The sequence below is a fragment of the Nocardiopsis sp. NPDC055551 genome (assembly GCF_053619415.1).
Genome location: NZ_JBSHJJ010000004.1, coordinates 82,928 through 101,540 on the forward strand (window position 1 = coordinate 82,928; position 18,613 = coordinate 101,540).

General features: G+C 69.3%; 2 protein-coding genes. Both read right to left on the minus strand.

Annotated features, from left to right (window positions below; genetic code table 11):
- Nucleotides 1-38 precede the first annotated feature (38 nt).
- Nucleotides 39-16,748: an SDR family NAD(P)-dependent oxidoreductase gene (locus ACWGSK_RS09020; protein WP_452455585.1), complete on the minus strand. Its 16,710-nt coding sequence runs from the start codon at nt 16,746-16,748 to the stop codon at nt 39-41.
- 29 nt (nt 16,749-16,777) lie between these two features.
- Nucleotides 16,778-18,364: an aspartate aminotransferase family protein gene (locus ACWGSK_RS09025; protein WP_452455586.1), complete on the minus strand. Its 1,587-nt coding sequence runs from the start codon at nt 18,362-18,364 to the stop codon at nt 16,778-16,780.
- Nucleotides 18,365-18,613 lie beyond the last annotated feature (249 nt).

Here is an 18,613-nt window from a genome sequence, read left to right on the forward strand (position 1 = left end):
TCGGAGCCCTCCCCGCTTTCCACGTCGCCCTGACGCGGTTAGTCGAGTTCATCGACCAAGGCGAACAGCTCGTCATCGCTCGCGTCATCCACGTTCTTTCTGCCGGGCCCGGCCTCCGGTTCGCCGTCAAGCAGGCTGCGCAGGCGCCCCACCGCTTCCCTGTCGAGCCGTTCATCGCGGATGAGCGATTCGAGCTGGTCGATGAGCGGCGCGATGTACGTGGTCGCCATGGTGCTTCTGAGAGCCTCGGCCAGGGCCGACAGGTTCGGGTGATCGAACACCAGGGTCGTCGGCAACCGCTCACCCGTGAGTTCGGCGAGCCGGTCACGGAGTTCGACCGCGGAAAGTGAGTCGATGCCGAGCTCACTGAACGGGGTTCCCGAGGAGATCGCGGACGGGTCGTCGTGTCCCAGCGATTTCGCGAGTTCGTGCCGGACCAGATCCAGCACGGTGTTCGGCTGATCCCAGCGGATGCCGGTATCGGCCCGTTGAGCGGCCGGACGGTCGCCGCGGGCCGCGAGCCGCCGGCGGCGCGGCGCCAGATCCCGTAGCGGAGCCGGAAGGCTCTGACTCGACGACAGGACGGTTTGATCGACCGCCGTCACCACGATCACGGGTTCCGAACCTTCGGCCGCGGTGTCGAAGGCGTCCAGAGCCTCGTCCGTCGCTATGGACTGGAGTCCCATCCGGTGGATGCGCCGCTCGTCGGCGGCCGACAGTTCTTCGCCCATACCGGACTCCCACAGGCCCCAGGCCAGTGAGAGCGCGGGGAGACCGAGGCCGTGCCGGTATTCGGCAAGGGCGTCCATGAACGTGTTCCCGGCCGCGTAGTTCGCCTGTCCCGCCGAACCCAGCACACCGGCGATCGACGAGTACAGGACCAGCGGTGTGTCGCCCGCCAGCTCGTGCAGGTGCCAGGCCGCGTCGATCTTGGGCCGCAGGACCGTGTCGACCTGTGCTTCGGTGAGCCGCTCCACCGTGCCGTCGGCCACAACGCCCGCCGCATGGACGAAGACGACCGGTTGATGGCGTTCCACAAGCCGGGTGAGCGCGTCGCGGTCGGTGACGTCGCACTGCGCAGCGATGACGTCGGCGCCGTCGATGTCGGCGGCGGTTCCGCTGCGGCTCGCCAGCACCAGCGACCGCGCACCGTGCCGACGGACCAGGTGGTCGGCCAGAGCGGCGCCCAGTGCGCCGGACGCACCGGTGATCAGTACGGGGCCGTCGCTCCACGGAACCGGAGCCGCCGGTTCGGTGGCAGCCGGGCGTTCGTCGCGGACCAGCCGGGGTACCGCGATCCCGTCGTCGGCGATCCGGATCTGGGGCTCATCACCCGGATCGGTGCCGGCCAGCAGTTGCTCGACCGGTTGCCGGACATCCTCGGTGCCGTCCCAATCCGGATGGTCGACGAGTAGGAACCTACCGGGGTGTTCGGTCGCCGCGCTGAGCACAAGGCCACGGACACCGGCGTGCGCCAGATCGGAGCCGATCACTACCGCGAGCTTGACCCGGGCTTCCCCGGCCAGGTGATCGCGAAGCACCCCGAGCATGTGATGCACGGCCTGCCGAGCGCGTGCCGGCAGATCGCCCGTTCCCGGCTCGGCCGGCACTACGTCGTACTCGGCGCCGTTTCCACCCGGCCGGAGTGTGCGCCACACGGGCCGGTACAGCAGCTTCTTCCCCGGACGGGCCTCGGTCGGGGACACGGCCCCGACCGGGCGCAGCACCAGTTCGTCGACCTCCGCCACGATCGTGTCGTCCTCATCGGTCAGCACGAGCCGCACCGTGTTCGAACCGACCGGCGTGATCCGTGCACGAAGGACCTCCCCGGCCGCCGCGAGGAAGCGAACTCCCGTCCACGAGAACGGCAGGGTCGGCTCGCGATCGTCCGCGGCTCCGGGAAGGAGGGCGTGCAGGACCGAGTCGAGGAGCGCGGGGTGTACGGCGAACGCGCTGTCCGAGGTGTCCAACCCGGGTACCTCGGCCTCGACGAAGAGCTCCGTTCCTGCCCGCCACAACCGCCGCAGCCCTCGGAACGCAGGGCCGTACTCGTATCCGTGTACTGCGACGCGCTCGTACAACTCGCCGAGGTCGACCTCGGCGAGGCCGTCCGGCCACTGATCGGTGGCCGTGGAGGTCGGACGGTCGACCGCGGAGAGTGTCCCGACCGCGTTCTTCGTCCAGGGCGCGGCGTTGGTCCCGGCGGGGCGGGAGAAGACGGTGACGTCGTGACCGTCGACGATCATCTGGAAAGTGAGGGCACCTGCCTCCGGGATCACGACGGGTTCGACCAAGGTCAGCTGGGACAGGTCGCCGCTCGACGCGATCAGCTCGACCAACGCCGTTCCCGGCACGAGCACGTTGCCGCCGATGCGGTGATCCGCGAGCCAGGGGTGGGACGAGAGCGACAGCTCACCGGTCGAGACCGTGCGGCCGTCACCGTCGGCGATGTCGACCACGGTGCTGAGGAGCGGGTGCTCGGACGCGCGTAGACCCGCGCCTGAGAGCCCGGCCCGACCTCCGGTCGGCGACAGCCAGAACCGCTTGCGTTGAAACGGGTACGTCGGGGCGTCGACCGCCCGGGCTCCGGGAAAGACCGTGCGCCAGTCGATCTCGACGCCCCGGACGAACAGCGCACCGAGCGCGGACGCGACGGTTTCGTCCTCGGGCTTGCGCGCGCGCAGGAGCGGTATGCCGACGGGTGGGTCCTCCGCGTCTTTGGGGAACCCCGCCGCGATCATGCCGGTGAGGACGGCGTCGGGCCCGATTTCCAGGGCGGTGCGTACGCCCTCGGTGTAGGCGTGCCGTATCGCGTCGTGGAAGCGGACGGTCGAGCGGACCTGGTCGACCCAGTACTCCGGATCGGCCCAGCCGTCGGCACGGTCGCCCGTCACAGTCGAGATCGCGGGGATCGTGGGAGAGCTGTAGGTCAGTTCCGATGCGACGGCGCGGAAGCCGTCGAGCATCGGTTCCATCAACGGAGAGTGGAACGCGTGGCTGACCGGGAGCCGTTTGGTGCGTATTCCCCGCTCGGCGAACTCGGTCTCAACGAACGGCAGCAGCACTTGTTCGTCACCGGACAGCACGATCGAGGCCGGTCCGTTCACGGCGGCGACCGCTACCCCGGCAGGAAGGTCTCTCCCGTCGAGCGCCGTCAGGGGCGCTTCGACCGCGACCATGGCGCCGCCGCGCGGCAGCTCCTGCATCAGACGGCCGCGGGCGGCGACGAGGCGGGCTGCGTCCGGCAGGGACAGCACCTCGGCGATGTGCGCCGCGGCCAGCTCGCCGATCGAATGGCCGAGCACCACATCCGGCCGGACGCCCCAGGATTCCAGGAGCCGGTACAAGGCGACCTCGAAGGCGAACAGTGCCGGCTGGGCGGTACCGGTTTCGTGCAGGCCGTCGCCGGTGGCGAGCGCGTCGTCGATCCGTGCTCGCAGAGAGGGGTCGAACTGCGTGGTGACTTCGTTGAACGCTTCAGTGAACGACGGGTATGCGGCCCCGAGTTCCCCGCCCATACCTACGCGCTGCGAGCCTTGTCCGGTGAACATGAACGCCAGACCACCGTCCACCGTTCGAGCGGGGGACGCGTGCGCCAAGGCGCCGGAGCTGGTCGCCGCGACCCGGTATGGCATCGCACTGCGGGTAGCGAGGGTGAACGATTCGTCGACCGTGGACATGTCGGCGATCCGGGCGATCTGATCGTCCAGGGCCTCGGGGGTACGGGCGGAAAGCACCCACGGCACCGCGCGCGGTTCGTCGGGCACGGTGGACTCGGGCCGGCCGAATTCCTCGATGATCACGTGTGCGTTGGTGCCACCGAAGCCGAACGACGACACACCGGCCCGCCGCGGGCGTGCTCCGCGCTTCCACGGGCGTGCGTCGGTGAGTAGCTCGACCTTGCCGTCGTCCCAATCGACGTGGCGTGACGGCGTTCCTACGTTGATCGTGGCCGGAGCCACCTCGTGCCGCATCGCTTGGATCACCTTGATGACGCCGCCGACGCCGGACGCCGCTTGGGCGTGCCCGATGTTCGACTTCAGCGAGCCCATCAGTACCGGATCGTCCCGGTCGGTGCCGTAGGCGGCGATCACCGCCTGCGCTTCGATCGGGTCGCCGAGCCGGGTGCCGGTGCCGTGCGCCTCGACCAGGTCGATGTCGGACGGAGTCAGGCCGGCGTCGTCGAGCGCTGTGCGGATCACCCGCTCCTGCGCCAGACCGTTCGGTGCGGTCAGGCCGTTGGACGCGCCGTCGGAGTTGACCGCCGTGCCGCGCAGGACCGCGAGCACCCGGTGTCCGTTGCGTTCGGCGTCCGACAACCTCTCGAGAAGCAGCACACCGACGCCTTCGGACCAGCCGGTGCCGTCGGCGTCGTCGGAGAACGATTTGCACCGACCGTCGGCGGACAGGCCGCGCAGGCGGGAGAACTCCACGAAGGGCGTGGGGGTCGCCATCACTGTCGCGCCGCTTGCCACGGCCAGGTCACATTCACCACGACGCACCGCACCCGCTGCCAGGTGCATCGCGACCAGCGAGGACGAGCACGCGGTGTCGACCGTTAGGGTGGGCCCTTCGAAACCGAAGGTGTAGGCGAGCCGTCCCGAGGCGATGCTGCCGGCACTGCCGCTGTACAGATAGCCCTGGACCCCGTCCGGCGGCAGGTCGGGGCGGGAACCGTAGTCGCTGTACATGACGCCGACGTACACACCGGTTCGGCTGCCGCGGAGTTTCTCCGGCTCCAGTGCGGCGTTCTCGAGGGCCTCCCACGTGGTCTCCAACAAATGCCGCTGTTGGGGGTCCATGGCCAGGGCCTCTCGTGGCGCGAGGCCGAAGAACTCCGCGTCGAACTTGTCGGCGTCGTGCAGGAAGCCGCCCCGGTCGGTGGTCGACGTACCCGGATGGTCCGGGTCCGGGTTGTACAGGTCGTCGGGCCAGCCTCGGTTCACGGGATACTCCGACGTGGCGTCCCGCTCCTCGGCGACGAGCCGCCACAGGTCCTGCGGTGAGGCGACACCACCCGGGTACCGGCAGGCCATACCGACGATCGCGATCGGCTCGTCGTCTCCGGCGGCGGTCGCCGTGCGCCCCTGCCGGTCGCCGGTGTCCGGCTTCTCGTCGGCTGCGATCAGCGATCTGATGTGGTCGGTCAGCACGGCCGGAGTCGGGTGGTCGAACACCACGGTGGCCGGCAGCCGTTGCCCTGTCGCCGCGTTGAGTCGGTTCCGCAGCTCGACAGCTGTGAGCGAGTCGAAACCGAGCTCGCTGAAGGAGCGGTCGACGTCGACCTCCGCCGGGTCGGCGTGGCCCAGCACCGCGGCCACGTACTCGCGCACCGTGTCCGGCACGACGGAGGCGTCCAGGACCGGGCGGTCCTCGGACGACGCCGGTTCCTTCTCCGGCGTCGCGGCCCCGGGACCCGTCGGGCCCGCCAGGTCGCGCAGCATTCCCGGCAGGTCGACGCGGCCGCGCAGAGCGGTGCGGTCGAAGCGGGTGAGCGCCACCGTCGCGAGAGCGGAGTCCCCACCCAGGCCGATCGCGGCGTCGAACAGCTCAAGGGCTTCTGCCGTTTCCAGCGGATGCAGGCCCAAACGAGCGAGTCGTCGGATGTCGGAGTCTGTCAACTGTCCGGAGATGGTGCTGGACTCCGTCCACAGCCCCCAGGCCAGGGAGACCGCGGGTAGGCCCTGCGTCCGGCGGTGCTCGGCCAACGCGTCGAGGAACGTGTTGGCGGCCGCGTAGTTCGCCTGGCCCGCGGTGCCCAGCATGCCGGCGACGGACGAATACAGAATCAGCGGTCGGTCTCCGGCGAGCTCGTGCAAGTGCCATGCGGCGTCCACCTTGGGCCGCAGGACCGCGTCGAGCCGCTCGTCCGTGAGCGCCGCCAGCGTCGAGTCGGCCGCTACACCCGCTGTGTGCACGACGGCCGTGGGGTCGTGTTCGGCGAACACCGCGGCCAGCGACGCGCGGTCGGTCGCGTCGGCGGCCACGAGCGTCACGGTGGCGCCCAGTTCGGTCAGTCCGTCCCGCAGGTCGTCGGCGCCGGGTGCGTCCGCTCCGCGGCGGCTCAGCAACACGAGTTCGCGGACCCCGTGCGCGGTGACCAGGTGTCGTGCGAGGACCGCACCGAGGGCGCCCGTCGCGCCGGTGATCAGGACCGGGCCGCTTCCGAAGCCCGTGGCCGGTTCACCGGACCCGGTGTGGCGCACCAAGCGCGGTGTGCGTAGCCGACCGTCCCGGATGGCCAACTCCTGCTCCGGGGTCCGCAGAGCGGACCGCACCAGGTCGTCCGTCGCGGACGCATCGGCCTCGACCAAGACGAACCGATCCGGGTACTCGGCTTGGGCACTGCGGATCAACCCGCGGACGGTCGCGTTCACCGGGTCCGGAGCGATGATGAATGCGTGGCGGGTGCCGTCGTCCTCGTCCACGACCGTGCGGATCTCATCGAGGACCGCCTGGGCCGACCTTCGCGCTGCCTCCGGGACGGACGGTTCGGCCGCCGCGGCCACCCGGTGCGCGATCGCGGGCTCCAACGCGCTGTCGGGAGCCGTGGCGTCCCGCCAGACCACCGCATGGATCCCCTGGGGCGATCGGGCGGCGCCGAGCGGCAGCAGGGCCAACTCGTCCACCGTCAACACGGCTCGCCCGGCACGGTCGAAGACGGCGAGATTCGCCGAATGCCCATGCGCCGAGACCCGTGCCCGCACCGCTTCCGCTCCGGTCGCGTGGCGGGTGACTCCGGTCCACGAGAACGGCAGGACGGCGTGGGCGTCGGGATCGGCCACGCCCGGCAGCAACACGTGCAGTACGGCGTCGAGTAGCGCGGGGTGCAGCCCGAAACGGTTCGCTTGTTCCCGGAACCTCGGCGGTAGCTCGACCTCGACGAACCGGTCGTCGCCCGAGACGGATACCGACCGCAGGCCCTGGAACGCGGGCCCGTAGTGGTACTGGTGCCCGGCGAGCCGTTGATACACCCCGGTCAGGTCCACCTCGGTGCCGGTCGGCTCTAGGTCCTCAGGCGACGGTCGCGTCGCGGTGGTGATCACGCCGGTCGCGTGCCGGGTCCATTCGGGGTTCGTCGCATGACTTGGGCACGCGTGGATCGCGATCGACCGCGCACCGTCGGAATCCGCCGGCTCGACACGGATCTGGAGCCGGACGGATTCGTCGTCGGGGACGACCAGCGGTTCGTTGATCGTCAACTCGGCCACCGTCGGACATCCGGTGTGCATCCCGGCGTGCAACACCATCTCGAGGAACGCCGTGGCCGGGACGATGACTTCATCGCGGACGCGGTGGTCGCCCATCCAACCGGTGGCACCGATCTCGCCGGAGAACACGGTGCCGCCGTCGACCAGCTCGACCGCGGGGCCGAGCAGCGGGTGGACGTCGGAAGTTTCGCTCAGCCAGTAGCGGCGGCGCTGGAAGGGGTATCGCGGTAGCGGCACCGGGCCGGTTGCCGGCAGTACAACGGACCAGTCGATGGCCGTCCCGCTGACGTGGAGAGCGCCGAGCGCGCTGTAGGCGACCTCGAGGTCGCGGCGCCCGGATCGCAGCATCGACACCAAGGACCCACCGCCGGAGTCGGTGCCCTCGGTGTTGTCGTCGGCGATCGTCTGCGAAACCAGTGTGGTCAGTACGGCGTCGGGGCCGAGTTCGATGAACTCGGTGGCACCCCGGAGGCGCAGAGTCCGTACCCCGTCAAGGAAACGGACGGCCTCGCGGACGTGGGACACCCAGTAGTCGGGTGAAGTCAGCTGGTCGGTCGTGGCGATGTCGCCGGTCACGTTCGACACGATGGGGATACGGGGCTCGTGGAACGAGACGTCCTCCAGCGCTTCCCGGAAACCGGCGAGCACCTCGTCCATGTGGTGTGAGTGGAAGGCGTGACCGACCGACAGCCGTCGGGTACGCCTCCCTCGGTCCGACCACAGCTCGACCATCGCCGCGACCGCGGGCTCGTCGCCGGAGACCACGGTGCTTCGCGGGCCGTTCACGCCGGAGATCACCACGCCTGGCACGAGGGTCTCGGTCACCTCGTGCTCGGATGCCTCCAAGGTGGCCATGGCGCCGTCGTCGCGCGCGGCCTGCATCGCTGAGCCCCGCGCGGCGATCAGACGACTCGCATCCGGCAGCGTGAGCACTCCGGAGGCGTGTGCCGCGGTCACCTCGCCGACCGAATGGCCGAGTAGATAATCCGGTATGGCGCCGTGCCGCTCCGCGAATCTGTACAGCGCGACCTCCAGGGCGAACAACGCCGCCTGGGTGTAGGTCGTCTGGTCGAGTAGCGCGGCGTCCAGGGTGCCGGGCTCGGCGTGGACCACCGCGTGCAGGGGGCGCTGTAGATACGGGTCCAGGTGCTCGCACACGTCGTCGAAGGCCGCGCGGTAAACGGGCGAGTGCTCGTAGAGCTCGCGTCCCATCCCGACACGCTGTGAACCCTGACCTGTGAACAGGAACACGGTGCCGCCGCCGACCCCGTGGCCGCTCACCGCGCCGGGAGAACCCGCTGCCAGGGCGTCGAGCCCGCTCAGGAGCGTGTCGCGATCGGCACCGACGACGACGGCCCTCCTGTCCAGGAGCGCGAGCCCGTTGGCCAGCGTGCTCGCGGCTGCGACGACATCCAGGTCCGTGTGGTCGGACAGATACGCCCGGAGCTGTTGCGCACGGGCGCGCAGGGCCGGTTCGGTCCTGGCCGACAACAGCAGGGGAACCACCGGCGGGTCGTGGCTGGGCGGGGTGGCTGCGGCGGCGTCCTCGGCTTGTTCGACGATGACGTGGGCGTTGGTGCCGCTGATCCCGAACGCGGATACCCCCGCTCGCCGGGGCCGGCCGAGCTCTGGCCAGTCCCGCTGTTCGGTGAGCAGTTCGAGGGAGCCCTCCGACCATTCGACGTGCTGTGAGGGTTCGCCGATGTGCAACGTGCGAGGCTGAATCCCGTGCCGGAGCGCTTGCACGGCCTTGATCACGCCGCCGACGCCCGCGGCCGCCTGCGCATGGCCGAGGTTCGACTTCAGTGATCCCAGGCGCACCGGCTCGTCGCGGTCCCGGCCGTAGGTCGCCAGTAGTGCCTGGGCTTCGATCGGATCACCGAGTCGTGTGCCGGTTCCGTGCGCTTCGACGAGGTCGACCTCGGAGCCCGTCAGACCCGCCTCGTCCAAGGCGGCTCGGATGACCCGCTCCTGCGCGGGCCCGTTCGGTGCGGTCAGGCCGTTGGAGGCGCCGTCGGAGTTGACCGCCGTGCCGCGAACCACCCCCAGTACGCGATGCCCGTTGCGCCGGGCGTCGGAGAGACGTTCCACCAACAGAAGGCCGACACCCTCGGACCATCCCGTGCCGTCGGCTTCCGCGGAGAACGATTTGCACCGCCCGTCGGCGGCGAGCCCGTTCTGCCGTGAGAACTCGACGAAGGTGCTCGGACCGGCCATCACGGTCGCGCCGCCGGCCAGTGCCATGTCCACTTCCCCCGAGCGCAGCGCGTTCGCGGCCAGGTGCAGCGCGACCAGCGATGAGGAGCACGCGGTGTCGACGGTGATGGCAGGGCCTTCGAGACCGAAGCTGTAGGCCACGCGTCCCGAGATCACGCTTGAGGTGTTGCCCGCCAGCAGGAAGCCCTCGACCTCGTCCGGAGTGGACTTCAGCCGCGCGGCGTAGTCGTCGTACATCACCCCGCTGTAAACGCCCGTACGGCTGCCGCGCACGGAGGTGGGGTCGATTCCGGCGTCTTCGAACGTCTCCCACGCGGTCTCCAGCAGCAGTCGTTGCTGGGGGTCGGTGGCCAGCGCCTCGCGGGGAGACATGTCGAAGAAGTCGGCGTCGAACAGGTCCGCGTCGTGCAGGAAACCGCCGTGCCGGGTATAGCTGGTGCCGATGTTGTCCGGTTCGGGGTGGTAGAGGTTTTCGAGGTCCCAACCGCGGTTGGTCGGGAATTCCGAGATCGCGTCCCGGCCATCGAGTACCAGCTGCCACAGGTCGTCCGCTGAGCGGACGCCGCCGGGGAAGCGGCACGCCATGCCGACGATGGCGATCGGTTCGTCCGATCGTGCCTTGGTAGGCGCGGATCGCGCCGTGGCCGCAGGGTCCGAGTCATCTTCGGCCAGATAGGCGGCCAACGCGTGCGGTGTGGGGTGGTCGAACACCAGCGTGGCGGGCAATCGCATGCCGGTGGCTGCGACGAGCCGGTTGCGCAGATCGACTCCGGCCAGTGAATCGAACCCCTGTTCGCGGAACGCTCTGTTCATGTCGAGTGCGTTCGGGCCGGACAAGCCCAGTGCGGTCGCCGCGGCCGTGCGGACCAGCTCTGCCGCTTGCGTCTCGTCGAAGGTGCGGGTCGAGCGTGGCGCGGTACCCGGCGCGGCCGGCTCGCGTCGACGGCGGACGAACCTGCTGAGCACCGCGGGAACATTCTCGTCGGCGGCCAGGAGAGAAGGCGACAAGACCGCCGGGACCGGCGTTGCCGCGTCGGCGGTGACCGCCCGGTCGAACAGGTTCAGACCTTCTTGCGCCGTGAGCGGTGTGATGCCGCTCCGCGCCCAGCGACGGACATCCGATTCTCCGATCGATCCGCCCATGCCCTCTTCCCACAGCCCCCACGCCAAAGACGTGGCGGCCAGGCCGTGGGCACGGCGATCGGCCGCCAGCGCGTCCAGGTACGTGTTCGCGGCGGCGTAGTTGGCCTGGCCCGTGGTGCCCAGCACACCGGAGATCGACGAGAACAGCACGAAGGCGCCGAGGTCAGCGTCCAGGGTCAATTCGTGGAGGTGACGAGCGGCGTCCGCCTTGGCTGCCATGACGGTCGATACCTGATGCTCGGTCAGCGCCGTGATCGTGGCGTCGTCAAGGCTTCCCGCGGTGTGGATCACCGCGGTCAGCGGCGTTTCCGCCGGGAGGCCGCCGATCAGCTCGGCCACTGCGGCCCGGTCGGTCACGTCGGTCGCGACGATGCGCACGCCGGGCAACTCGTCCATGAGGCCGGCCGCGCTCGGCGCGGCCGGTCCGCGTCTGCTGATGAGCAGCAGGTTGTGGAGACCGTGATCGTGGTACAGGTGGCGGGCGATCAGCGCGCCGAGTCCTCCGGTGCCGCCTGTGATCAGGATCGTGCCGTCGCGGCGCCAGCCGAGGCCGGTCTCGATCGGGTCCGCCGCCGGCGGGGACTTCACGACGCGAGGTACCAGGAATGTGCCGTTCCGTACCGCGACCTGCGACTCACCGGTGCGGACGGCGGACGTGATCGTGTCGATGTCCGTCGATCCGTCGGCGTCGACGATGACGACCTGGTCCGGGTGTTCGCTCTGTGCGCTGCGCACCAAGCCCCACACCGCGGACGCGGACGCGTGGGCGATCGGTTCGCCGTCCTCGGTGGCCACCGCGTTGCGGGTGACCAGGACGAGCCGATCCGCCGGGTCGTGATCGCCGGTCAGCCAATCGCGGATCTCGTGCAGACATCGTTTGGTGGCGGTCGTCGGGTCGCCGGCCTCGGGGACCTCGATGATCGTCGGAACGAGGGCGGCGTCGTCCGCACCGGAATCGCCCCGCACGGGCTGCCAGGCGAGTTCATACAAAGGTGTGGCGCCGGCGGCGGCGTTGCCCGACGCTCGGAACGTCAGGCCGTCGACGGTGGCCACCGGGGTCCCCATGGTGTCGGTGAGCAGCAGCTCGTAGGTGTCTGTGCCGGTGGGAGTGATCCGCGCCTTGACCTCCGTGCCGGCGGTGATGTCGCCGTGCATACGCACGCCGCTCCACGTGAACGGCAGGCGTGGCCCTTCCTCGGCATCGACCAGGCCGAGCACGATCGGGTGGAGGACGGCGTCGAGCAGCGCGGGATGCAGCAGGAACCCCGCCTCCGAGCCGGTATACCCCTGGGGGATGCCTACCTCGGCGTATGCGGTGTCATCGTCCAAGACGACCGATCGCAGGCCTTGGAACATCCCGGTGTAGTCGTACCCGCGGTCGGCGAGCCTCGGGTAGGCGTCCTCCGTCGGTGCCGGGGTTCCTTGGCCGGGCCATTCCGGCGGTTGGGCGGTGGTCGCCGGGTGCGCGGGTTCAGCGAGGATCCCGGACGCATGCCGGGTCCATGCCCGTTCGCCGTCCCGGCGGGAGTGGATGGTCAGCTCCCCACCGCGCACGGACACCTGTACCTGCAACGTTTCGTTCTCGGGAACGACGAGCGGGCTCTCCAGGGTCAGTTCGGCCACGTCCGGGAGACCGACCCGTCGGCCGGAATACAGGGCGAGCTCCAGGAACGCCGTTCCGGGCAGCAGCGTCGAACCGTTGATCACGTGGCCGGCCAGCCACGGATGGTTCGCCAGGGAGACGGTGCCCGCCAGCACGACCTCGTCGCGGTCGACCGCCTCGACCACCGAATCCAGGATGGGATGCCCGAAGGCGCCGCGCGCGGACCGGGGCGAAAGCCAGTACCGGTCCCTCCGGAAGGCGGTTGATGGCTCCTCACCCGCGACCCGGGCCATGCCGGCGGCGAATACGTCCCGCTCGGTGCCAGAGGACCTGCCGAGCGGTATCACCCGGGCGACTCCCGCGGAACGGATCAGCGGGGCCAACGCGGCCGAGGGGCCGACCTCGACGAACACCGAGGCGCCCTGGTCGCGCAGAGTCGTCACGGCGTCGTGGAACCGCACCGTGTTCCGGATCTGGCGGACCCAGTGCTCAGCGTAACCGGTGACGTCGGACGGCAGCGGCTGTCCTGTCACCGTCGAGACCACCGGGATGCGCGGCGGCCGGTACTCGACGGACTCCGCCACAGCCCGGAATCGGTCGAGGACGTCGTCCATGTGCGGGGAGTGGAAGGCGTGGCTGACGGTCAGTCGGCTGACGCGGCGCCCGAGGTCACGCCATCGCCCGGCGACGGCCGCGGCCTTGTCGGCGTCGCCCGCGATGACGACGGACGTCGGACCGTTCACCGACGCCACCACGACACCGTCGACCAGACCGTCGGTGACCTCTGCTTCCGTCGCCTCCAGAGCGATCATCACGCCGCCCGAACGCGCCTGCTGCATGAGCGCGCCCCGCGCGGCCACCAGCTTCGCCGCGTCGGCGAGTGAGAAGACACCCGCGACATACGCCGCAGCCAGCTCGCCGATGGAATGCCCGGTGAGCAGGTCGGGGGAGAGACCGTGTGCCATGGCCAGCTCGGTCAGGGCCACTTCGAAAGCGAACAGGGCGGGCTGCGTGTAGCGGGTCTGGTGGAGTTCGTCGCCGCCGTTGAACATCAGCTCCTTCAACGGCCGGTCGAGGTGCGGGACGAACGCGGCGCACACTTCGTCGAGGGCACGCGCGAACTCCGGGTGGTGTTCGTACAGGCCCCGTCCCATACCGGACCGTTGGGCACCCTGGCCGGTGAACACGACGGCGTTCTTGGAGGCTTCCCCCTCTTCCAGGACGACGTGGGCGTTGGTGCCGCTGATACCGAAGGACGACACTCCGGCACGCCTCGGTCGTCCGGTACGCTCCCACTCCCTGGCCTGCGAGAGCACTTCGACCCGGCTCGACGCCCAGTCCACTCGAGGCGTGGGAACGTCGGCGTGCAGCGTCCTCGGCAGTACTCCGTGCCGCATGGCCTGGATGGCCTTGATCACGCCCGCGACACCCGCAGCCGCCTGTGCGTGGCCGATGTTCGATTTCAAGGAACCGAGATAGAACGGCGTGTCGCGGTCATTGCCGTAGGCGGCGAGCACGGCCTCCGCCTCGATCGGATCACCGAGTGATGTGCCGGTGCCGTGGGCTTCCAGCATGTCGACTTCGGAGGCGGTCAGCCCGGCGTCGGCCAGTGAGGCGGAGATCAACCGCTGTTGGGACAGACCGCTGGGTGCGGTCAGGCCGTTGGACGCTCCGTCCGAGTTGACGGCCGTCCCTCGGACGATCGCCAGAACGGGATGTCCGTTGCGCCGCGCATCGGACAGGCGCTCCAACGCGAGCATGCCCACGCCTTCGGCCCAGCCGGTGCCGTCGGCGTCTGCGGAGAACGGCTTGCACCGACCGTCGGTGGCCAACCCCTGCTGCCTGGAGAATTCCTCGAACATACCGGGGGTGGCCATGACCGCGGCGCCGCCGGCGAGCGCCATGGTCGCCTCACCGGCCCGTAGCGCGCGTACGGCCACGTGCAACGCGACCAGGGACGACGAGCACGCCGTGTCCACGGTCATCGTGGGGCCGATGAGTCCGAGCTGGTAGGCGATCCGGCCCGACAGGACACTCGGGGTGGTGCCGGTGAGCACGTAGCCCTTGACGTCGTCGCCGGCCTCGTGCATCCGCGGGCCGTAGTCGGAAGCGGTGCCACCGACGAACACACCGGTGCGGCTGCCGTGGAGGGACGTGGGATCGATCCCGGCCCGTTCCAGGGCTTCCCACGACGTCTGTAGCAGTAGCCGCTGCTGCGGGTCCATGGCCAGTGCTTCGCGCGGCGAAATGCCGAAGAACCCGGCGTCGAACTCGGCCGCGGTCTGCAGGAAGCCGCCGATCCGCGAGTAGCCCTCACCGGGCTGCCAGCCCCGGTCGGCGGGGAAGGCGCCTATGACATCCCGCTCGTCGATGAGCGCACGCCAGAGGTCGTCGGGTGAGTCGATGCCGCCCGGGAGGCGGCAGGCCATTCCAACGACCGCGATCGCGTCATGGTCGGACCCTGTGCCGCCGGTGGGGATGAACGCGGGCGTGTGAGCGGGTTCGATTCCGGATTCGACGAAATACGCGATCAGCTCGCGCGGTGTCGGGTAGTCGAACAATAATCCGCCGGCCAGCGTGCGACCGGTAGCGGCCGCGAGGTTGTCGATCAGCTCGACGGTCATCATCGAGGAGAACCCGAGGTCGCGGAAGTTGAGGTCCGGTTCGACCGAATCGGGGTCGGCCACGCCGAGCGTCGCGGAGATCGCGGCCATGACGACGGTGGCCGGGTCGGCGGTTTCGTGCGTCGCGGCGTGGGGAGAAGGCGTGCGGGTCTCGCCTGTCCAGTACCGCTCGCGCTGGAAAGGATAGACCGGCAGCCGTACCCGATGCGCCCGGGTGTCTTCGTAGACGGCGGCCCAGTCGACGTCCGCGCCCCCGACGTACTCGTCGGCCATCCGCATCAGCTCGGCGGTCGTCTCGTCCGCTTCTTCGCACTCCGGCGTGCGGTCGTCCGCGGAGATCACGTTGGGAGCGGGGATACCGCCGGCGATAGCGTCAAGCCCCGAACGCAATTCGTCGTCGTCGGAAGCGAGAACGACAGCCCGGTGCCGGAACGCTGTTCTGGTGGTCGCCAGGGAGAATCCGAGATCGTGCGGGGCCAGGCCGGCGTCACGCAGCAGCCTCGCGTGCGCTCGCAGCGCGCCCGGGGTCGTGGCGGAGACCGGGACGGGTACGAGCCGGTCATCGGGTGCGGGAGCAGGGCGGTTGCGGGCCGGGGGCTCGGCGACGATCACGTGAGCGTTCGTGCCACCCATACCGAATGACGACACACCGGCCACGAGCGGGCGCTCCGGATGCGGCCAGGCCGTGAGGCCCGTCGCGACCCGAAGGCCGAGCTCGTCCAGCGCGATCGCCGGATTGGGGCTCTCGAAGTTCAGGCTCGCGGGAAGCCGCTGATGCCGGATGCTGAGGGCGGCCTTCAGCAGCCCGGTGATGCCGGCGGCTCCTTCGAGATGGCCGACGTTGGTCTTGACCGAACCCACGATGAGCGGGTCGTCGGAAGGCCGTCCTTCGAATACGGCGCCCAGCGCCGCCGCTTCGATCGGATCGCCGACCGGGGTGCCGGTTCCGTGCAGCTCGACGTACTGCACCTCGTGCGGAGAGAGGTCGGCCCGGCGCAGCGCCGATCGCACGACCCGCTGTTGTGCCTCCGCACTCGGAACCGTCAGACCGGTGGTCGCTCCGTCGTTGTTGGTCGCACTGCCCCGGATGACGGCGTAGATGTCGTCTCCGTCGGCCAGTGCGGCCGATAGCGGTTTGAGGACGGCGACCACGGCTCCCTCGCCTCGGACGTATCCGTTGGCGCGCGCGTCGAAGACGTAGCTGCGACCGTCCGAGGACAGTCCGCCGAACCGCTGCGCCCCCAGCGCGCCTTCGGCGAGGAGGTTCAGGTTCACCCCGGCGGCGATGGCGACGGGTGACTCGCCCGAGCGCACACTCTGCGCCGCACAGTGCACGGCGACCAGCGACGATGACTGAGCCGTGTCCACGACGGCGCTGGGCCCCCGCAGATCCAGGGCATAGGAGACCCGGTTGGCGATGATCGCCCGATGCGTACCCGTGTTGGTGTGCTGGGTGATCACGGGGTCACCGCCGCCCATGACCAGGTGTGTGTAATCGTCCCGGAGTGAACCGACGAACACCGACGTGCTCGTTCCCGCCAGCTCTCCGGGGATGATCCCGGCGTCTTCGAGCGCAGCCCAGGTCTGCTCGAGGACGAGTCGCTGCTGCGGGTCCATCGCAGCGGCTTCCCGGGCCGAAACGCCGAAGAAACCGGCGTCGAAGTCCGCGACCTCGTCCAGGAAGGCACCGAACCGCGCGCCCGCCTCCAGCCGGATGGTGCCCGACCGCGTTTCGGGCACCTCGGTGATCGCGTCCTGGCCACTGCTCACCAGGTTCCACAGTTCGCTGATGCCATCAGCGCCGGGCAACCGGCACGACAATCCCACGATGGCCACTGCGTTCGTGTCGTAACTGTCTGAGCTTGTCGACATAAGGGCGGTTCTCTTCCTCATTGGAGACAGTCGTGAAGCGGGACGACCCGGTGTGTCGTGTGGCGGGTTCGGTGGCATCGCTCCGGTTGCCGGCAACCGGCGAGCCCTCAGGGCAGGAGCGCGGTTTCGTCGTTGTCGCGCAGAGCCGTCGCCAGACCGCGCACTCCGGTCCTCAACAGGTCGATCTCGTCGTCGGTGATGTATATGGACGGTTCGAGCCGGAGTGTGTTCGTCGCGCTGGCGGTGGGAAGGACCCGGAGCCGGTACTCACGGAGCAGGTACCCGGCCAGCACATATCCGAGCAGCCCGCCGCGGGCCTGTTCGGCGATGAATCCGGAAGGCGAATCGGACTGGTCGCGAAACTCGATGCCGGCCATCAGCCCGATTCCGCGCACATCGGCGATCACCGAGGGAAAGTCTTCGTGGAGCCGGCGCAACATGGCGAGCAGCCGCTCGCCGCGCTCGCCGGCCAGCCGGTAGGCGGCACCGTCATCGGCTTCCAACAGCTCCACGGTCCGGTGGGCGATCAGCGTGGAGTAGGCGTCCTTGGCGAAGGTCGAGCTGTGCACCAGCTCGAACTCGTCCCGGTAGCGCGCCTTGCCGATCAGCGTCATCGCCGCTTTGGTGATTCCGCCCCCGAGGCTCTTGGCCAACGTGTAGTAGTCCCCCCGCAGGCCCAGCTGCGAGCTCGCGAAAAAGGTGCCGGTACGGCCCATCCCGCTTTGCACTTCGTCGATGATGATCGGGCAACCGACCGCCGTACACACCTGCCGGACGCGCTGCGCGGTCTCCTGGCCGAGCGGCCTGATCCCGGCCTCGCCCTGGACCGGCTCGATGATCAGCGCCGCGATGGCGGGCAGGTCGCGCTCGACGACGCGCACCGTGCGGCCGTCGACGACGAGGTCGAACACCACCGTGCGCTCGTTTTCGACGGCTTTCACCAGAGAGTCGGTGTCGTCCATCGGCAGGAACCGGCATTGTGCCGCCAACGATGTGAACGGAGTCCGGAAACCGGCGTTGTGGGTGAGCTGCACACTGCCGATCAGCTTGCCGTGGAACGACCCCTCCAGGGCGAGCAGTACCGGCGGAGCCGCGGCACGCTCCTCGTTGACGCGTTCCGCCTCGGCGATGACCTGGTCCGAGGTGGCGTCCTGTGGCAGGCCGGTCGCGGACGCCAGCCGGCTGTACGGGCCGTCGAGTGCGAAACGTGCGCCGTCGGCGACCGCGGAGCGCGCCGTGGCGCGGTTTTCGGCGATGCTTTCAAGGAGTTCTGCCGCCTTGCCGACCCTGTCCATTTCCGCGTGCTTAACCGCGATTTCAACGGCCTCTGCGCCGCTGTTCGAGAATATCGCAGAGTATTCGTCCGCCGTGGCGAATTCGCGGCGAATGATGGAGTTGATGTTCTGCGCCAGGTCGTTGGCATACGGATGTTTCGAGAACTGTGCGTGAATCGCGGTTCCGCGGTCCAGTAGTTGCTTGGCGTAGTCGATCAGTTCCGGATGGTTGTGGCCGAGGATGGTCGACCCGTAACCGCCGACGAAGTCCAGTACCGGTACCTCTTGGGACTCCGTGTCGTAGTGGTACAGCGTGTCCTTCTGCGCTCGGTGGTAGTAGAGGTCCAGTCCGAGGGAGGTGAGCAGGCCGCCGAGGTAGGGCTCGGCCAGATCACCGGACGCGGTCTCCGGGTTCGCCATCAATTCGATCCCCTTTGTTTACAGGTCCACTTTCCTGAAAGTTACCGACGCGGCAGTAACGCTGCACTCATTGCCTGCTCATCGATCTGGAAGAACCCACGAAAACCGGCAAGGCCGAGTGATTACCGATCTGTGACTCCGCTCGTCGCACAATCGGTGCTGCGGAGATTTGGATGATTACTTCTCCGCGAGAGGACGATGGTCGTGCAGGGTATCGAGGAGTCCGTCGGCGCTTGCCGCCGGCCGGTG

Bases quoted from the DNA above. Each gene is read 5' to 3' on its own strand.
- ACWGSK_RS09020 (WP_452455585.1), bottom strand. From the start codon at position 16,748: ATGCCACCGAACCCGCCACACGACACACCGGGTCGTCCCGCTTCACGA.
- ACWGSK_RS09025 (WP_452455586.1), bottom strand. From the start codon at position 18,364: ATGGCGAACCCGGAGACCGCGTCCGGTGATCTGGCCGAGCCCTACCTC.